This window comes from Trebonia sp. (assembly GCF_030042015.1).
Classification (GTDB): domain Bacteria; phylum Actinomycetota; class Actinomycetes; order Streptosporangiales; family Streptosporangiaceae; genus Trebonia.
This window is the reverse complement of record NZ_JASIAL010000417.1, coordinates 1-3,493: the sequence shown is the minus strand read 5'-3', so window position 1 is coordinate 3,493 and position 3,493 is coordinate 1. Positions and strand designations below refer to the sequence as shown.

Genomic DNA, 3,493 nt, shown 5'->3' with positions numbered 1-3,493 from the left:
CGCGTCTACGCCTACGCGGTGAGCCGGGCCGGCCGCCAGTTGGCCGACGAGGTGGTCAGCGAGGTGTTCCTGGTTGCCTGGCGGAGGCTGGCGGAGTTGCCAGCTGATCCGCTGCCCTGGCTGCTGGTGACGGCACGGAACGTCATCGGGAGCGAGTTCCGCGCGGCAGCGCGGCAGGAATCCCTGGCGGCGGAGCTTTCATCGTGGGGTTCGGGGGTCGCCGCGGACATCGCCGATGAGGTATCCGAACGCCAGGCCGTGCTCCGTGCACTCGCCGCCCTGCCGGAGGCGGACCGGGAACTGCTCACGCTGTCGGCCTGGCACGGCCTTTCGCCGCGGGATGCCGCCTCTGTGGCCGGCTGTTCCGCCGCGACCTACTTCGTCCGCCTGCACCGGGCGCGGCGGCGCCTTGAGAAAGCGATGGCCGGCAGCCCGGAATCCGAACACCGCCATGAGCCGGAATCCGAACACCGCCATGAGATAGCCAGTCAGCAAGAAAGGGAACCCCGATGGACATAATGGACCTGCTCGCTCAGGCACGGCCCGCCAGCCTGGACTCCAGGCTCGACACTGACCGGAGGGCGAGCGACCTGGCCAGGGCCATCGCCGCGCCCCGCGACGGAATGACCGCCGAGCCTGGCGCCAGCCGGCGTCTGGGCTTCCGGTGGGCCTCGCCTCCAGCCCGTAGGATCGCGATCGGAATCAGTGCCGCCGCGCTCGCGGGCACCGCCGGGGCGGTAGTGGCCATAAGCACCACCGGTACGCCCGTGCCCCGTCCGCAACCCACCGCGGCCCACGCGGGAACGGCAGCGGTCACCCCGGGGGAGATCAGGAACGCCATCCTCACCGCGTTCAACGGCGTGGGAGGAGACGTTTTCTACACGAAGATCACCGAAACCTATCCCGCCAAGCTGTCCAAATGGGATGGCGTCAGCCAGAACTGGGTGTACCCACTCCAGCCACAGGCCGGCCAGCAAGTTCACGTGCGCTACCTGCTCGTGCCCGCCAGCCCCGGCGAGAAAACTGACTCCGAATTGATCTTCACGGAGCCAGGCGGCACGCAGTCCGGCTCTGCCATGACCCCCGTCACGACTCAGGTGATCGACGTTCAGTACGGCAACCGCACCTGGTCTGATACCACCGCCCAGGTGGCCGTCCAGACAGAAACGGCCAGCCTGCAAGCCCTCCGCGAAGCGATCGCCAACGGTCAGCTCACAGTCGTGGGGACGACCGAACTCAACGGCCAGACCGTGCTCGAACTGACCACGCGCCTTAAAGACGCGGGCAAGGCGGGCGTGCAAATCTGGTGGGTCAGCCCCGCCACTTACCTGCCGGTCCGCACGCTCAGCATCGACAGTGGGGTCGCAATCCAGGTTGACTACGGGTTCCTGCCGCCCACATTCGCGAATATCGCGAAGCTGAAGGTCACCATCCCGCCCGGGTTCACCCAGACTCCCACCATCCAGCCATGGCACTGACGGGGCGGTGACGGCACTCGGCCGGTGCGCCGGTGCTGCCGGGGGCCTGCCGGGATCTCCTGGAGGTGGCCGTCGGTGCGGGGCGCTCACCGCAGAGGAGTTGCAGCCAATCGCGTTGACCGCGCGGGCAGGCGTGTGCTGGAGTCGGCGCGTGAGCAGCATCGGAGCCAACCGGCAGCACTGGAACCTGATCAGCCGCGGCTACCAGGAGGAGCACGATCCGCAGATCGGCGCCGCACCCCGGCTGTGGGGCATGTTCTCATTCCCCGACGCGCGCCTGCACGCCCTGGGCGAGGTCGCCGGCAAGCGCGTCCTCGAACTTGGCTGCGGTGCCGGCCAGTGGTCCAGGTGGCTCGCTGCCGAGGGCGCTGCCGTGGTCGGGCTCGACCTGTCCGAAGCGCAGCTCGCCGCGGCGGCCCGCGCGATGGGAGCGGCCCGCTACCAGCTGGTACAGGGCGCGGCCGAGCAGCTTCCGTTCGCGCCCGCGAGCTTTGACCTGGTGTTCTGCGATCACGGCGCGCTGAGCTGGGCGCCCCCGCACCTGGCGGTCCCCCAGGCCGCACGCGTCCTGCGCCGCGGCGGGCGGCTGGTGTTCAACGTCACCAGCCCGTGGTCGGCAGTCTGCTACGACGACGGCACCGACCGCGTGACCACGGCGCTGCACCATGACTACTTCGGGCTGCACGCCATCGCCGAGGAGCACGGCGCCGCAAGCTACCAGCTCAGCTACGGCGACTGGATCAGGACGCTGCGCGGCGCGGGCCTCATCATCGATGATCTCATCGAGCCACGGCCAGACCCCGGAATGCGCAACGGCTACACGCAAACCGACCCACCCGACTGGGCGCGCCGCTGGCCAGCAGAGATGCTCTGGATCGCCCACAAGCCATAAGCCGCCAGCGGTCAGCCCTTCGCGGCGGGCGCGACCTGCACGTAGACACCGGCTGCCATCACGTCGGCAGGAAGGCTCGCGATCGGGCCGACGACAGAACCTTGTACGGGTTCAGTTGCCGTGAGCGCCGCTTCGACCATGTCCAGGGCCTGTTCCCGCGAATTTGCCCAGGCCATGAAGTGTCGTGCGCCGGTCGCGGACTTCACTGTGCCGTAATACAGGTTGATCTTGGGCTTTCTCATGGCCGCAAGTGATTCCCTTCCAGGTTACGCAGGCGTGCCCGGACATGATCTACCCGCGCAGCCGGATCAAGGCCACCACCTCAAGGTACTCGCAAGCCGGCCAGCGACGCCCCGACTGTCACAGGACCGCCATTTCGGGCACAACGTGACGGCCTGGGCCGTACCGTCTCTGGGTGGAAGGGAGCGCTGACACCGGGAGGCCCGATGCGTACGGCACGCGTGGTCCTGGCGGTCTTGTGCGCGGCGGGCGCGGTCATGGTGGCAGTGACGGCGGTGCAGGCGACGACCACGACGGCGACCGCCGAGGCGGCGGAGACGATGCCGCCGGCTGGCTCCCGTCGACCCCGCTGTACTGGCCGCTGGTGGTCGGCGAGCAGGCGACCCGGCCGCAGGTCATCACCAAGGGCGTGGGCTGGCAGACCGAGACCTACCAGACCGTCGGCGGTGCGCAGCGCGCGCAGGTCATGACCGTCGACCTCACCCACGACACCACCGGCAGCGTGGTCACCCGCGCGATCGGCCTTGCTCTCAAGGCGCTGCCGCGCAACGCCGCGGTGAACATGGTGCAATCCGTCGGGAACCTCGTCGACCCGGGGACGCTCGCGGACGCGCTGTACGGGCGGCAGGTGCTGGCATCGTTCGGGCTGCCGTCCGCTGATTTAGCGGCTGCCGTCAACGGTGAGCTCGAAGTCGTGATGAGCCTTGGCGTCCAGTGCCAGCGGCAGGCGGATGCGTCCGTCCGCGACCATGCGCCGGACCTCGCCGCGGCTCAGGCCGAGTCCGAGCATGAGCAGCCGTTCCACGCGGACCGGCGCGGGCAGCTCGAAGCGGACGTGGACCGTGCAGGGCGCTTGGTCATCCGGTGAGTAGCAGGGCGGCGT

At 69.2% G+C, this 3,493-nt stretch carries 5 protein-coding genes; 3 read left to right on the top strand and 2 right to left on the bottom strand.

Annotation, left to right across the window (positions count from 1 at the left end):
• The 3 genes from Q1N79_RS22395 to Q1N79_RS22385 all read left to right on the top strand — a co-directional run.
• Nucleotides 1-519, top strand: a 519-nt coding sequence (locus tag Q1N79_RS22395; RefSeq protein ID WP_300612076.1) for an RNA polymerase sigma factor, incomplete at its 5' end; no start/stop codon positions are given.
• Entirely contained in the window at nucleotides 510-1,478 is a 969-nt protein-coding gene (locus Q1N79_RS22390; RefSeq protein WP_300612074.1) for a hypothetical protein, read from the top strand. The genes Q1N79_RS22395 and Q1N79_RS22390, both read left to right, overlap by 10 nt.
• 151 nt (nucleotides 1,479-1,629) lie before the next feature.
• On the top strand, nucleotides 1,630-2,370 hold the full coding sequence (locus Q1N79_RS22385; protein WP_300612072.1) for a class I SAM-dependent methyltransferase: 741 nt from the start codon (nucleotides 1,630-1,632) through the stop codon (nucleotides 2,368-2,370).
• Nucleotides 2,371-2,381: 11 nt separating this feature from the next.
• Here the strand turns inward: Q1N79_RS22385 and Q1N79_RS22380 are convergent, their stop codons facing one another.
• Together Q1N79_RS22380 and Q1N79_RS22375 are read right to left on the bottom strand one after the other, a co-directional pair.
• Entirely contained in the window at nucleotides 2,382-2,612 is a 231-nt protein-coding gene (locus tag Q1N79_RS22380; protein WP_300612070.1) for a hypothetical protein, read from the bottom strand.
• 659 nt (nucleotides 2,613-3,271) lie between these two features.
• Nucleotides 3,272-3,415, bottom strand: a complete 144-nt coding sequence (locus Q1N79_RS22375; RefSeq protein ID WP_300612079.1) for a hypothetical protein — start codon at nucleotides 3,413-3,415, stop codon at nucleotides 3,272-3,274.
• Nucleotides 3,416-3,493 lie beyond the last annotated feature (78 nt).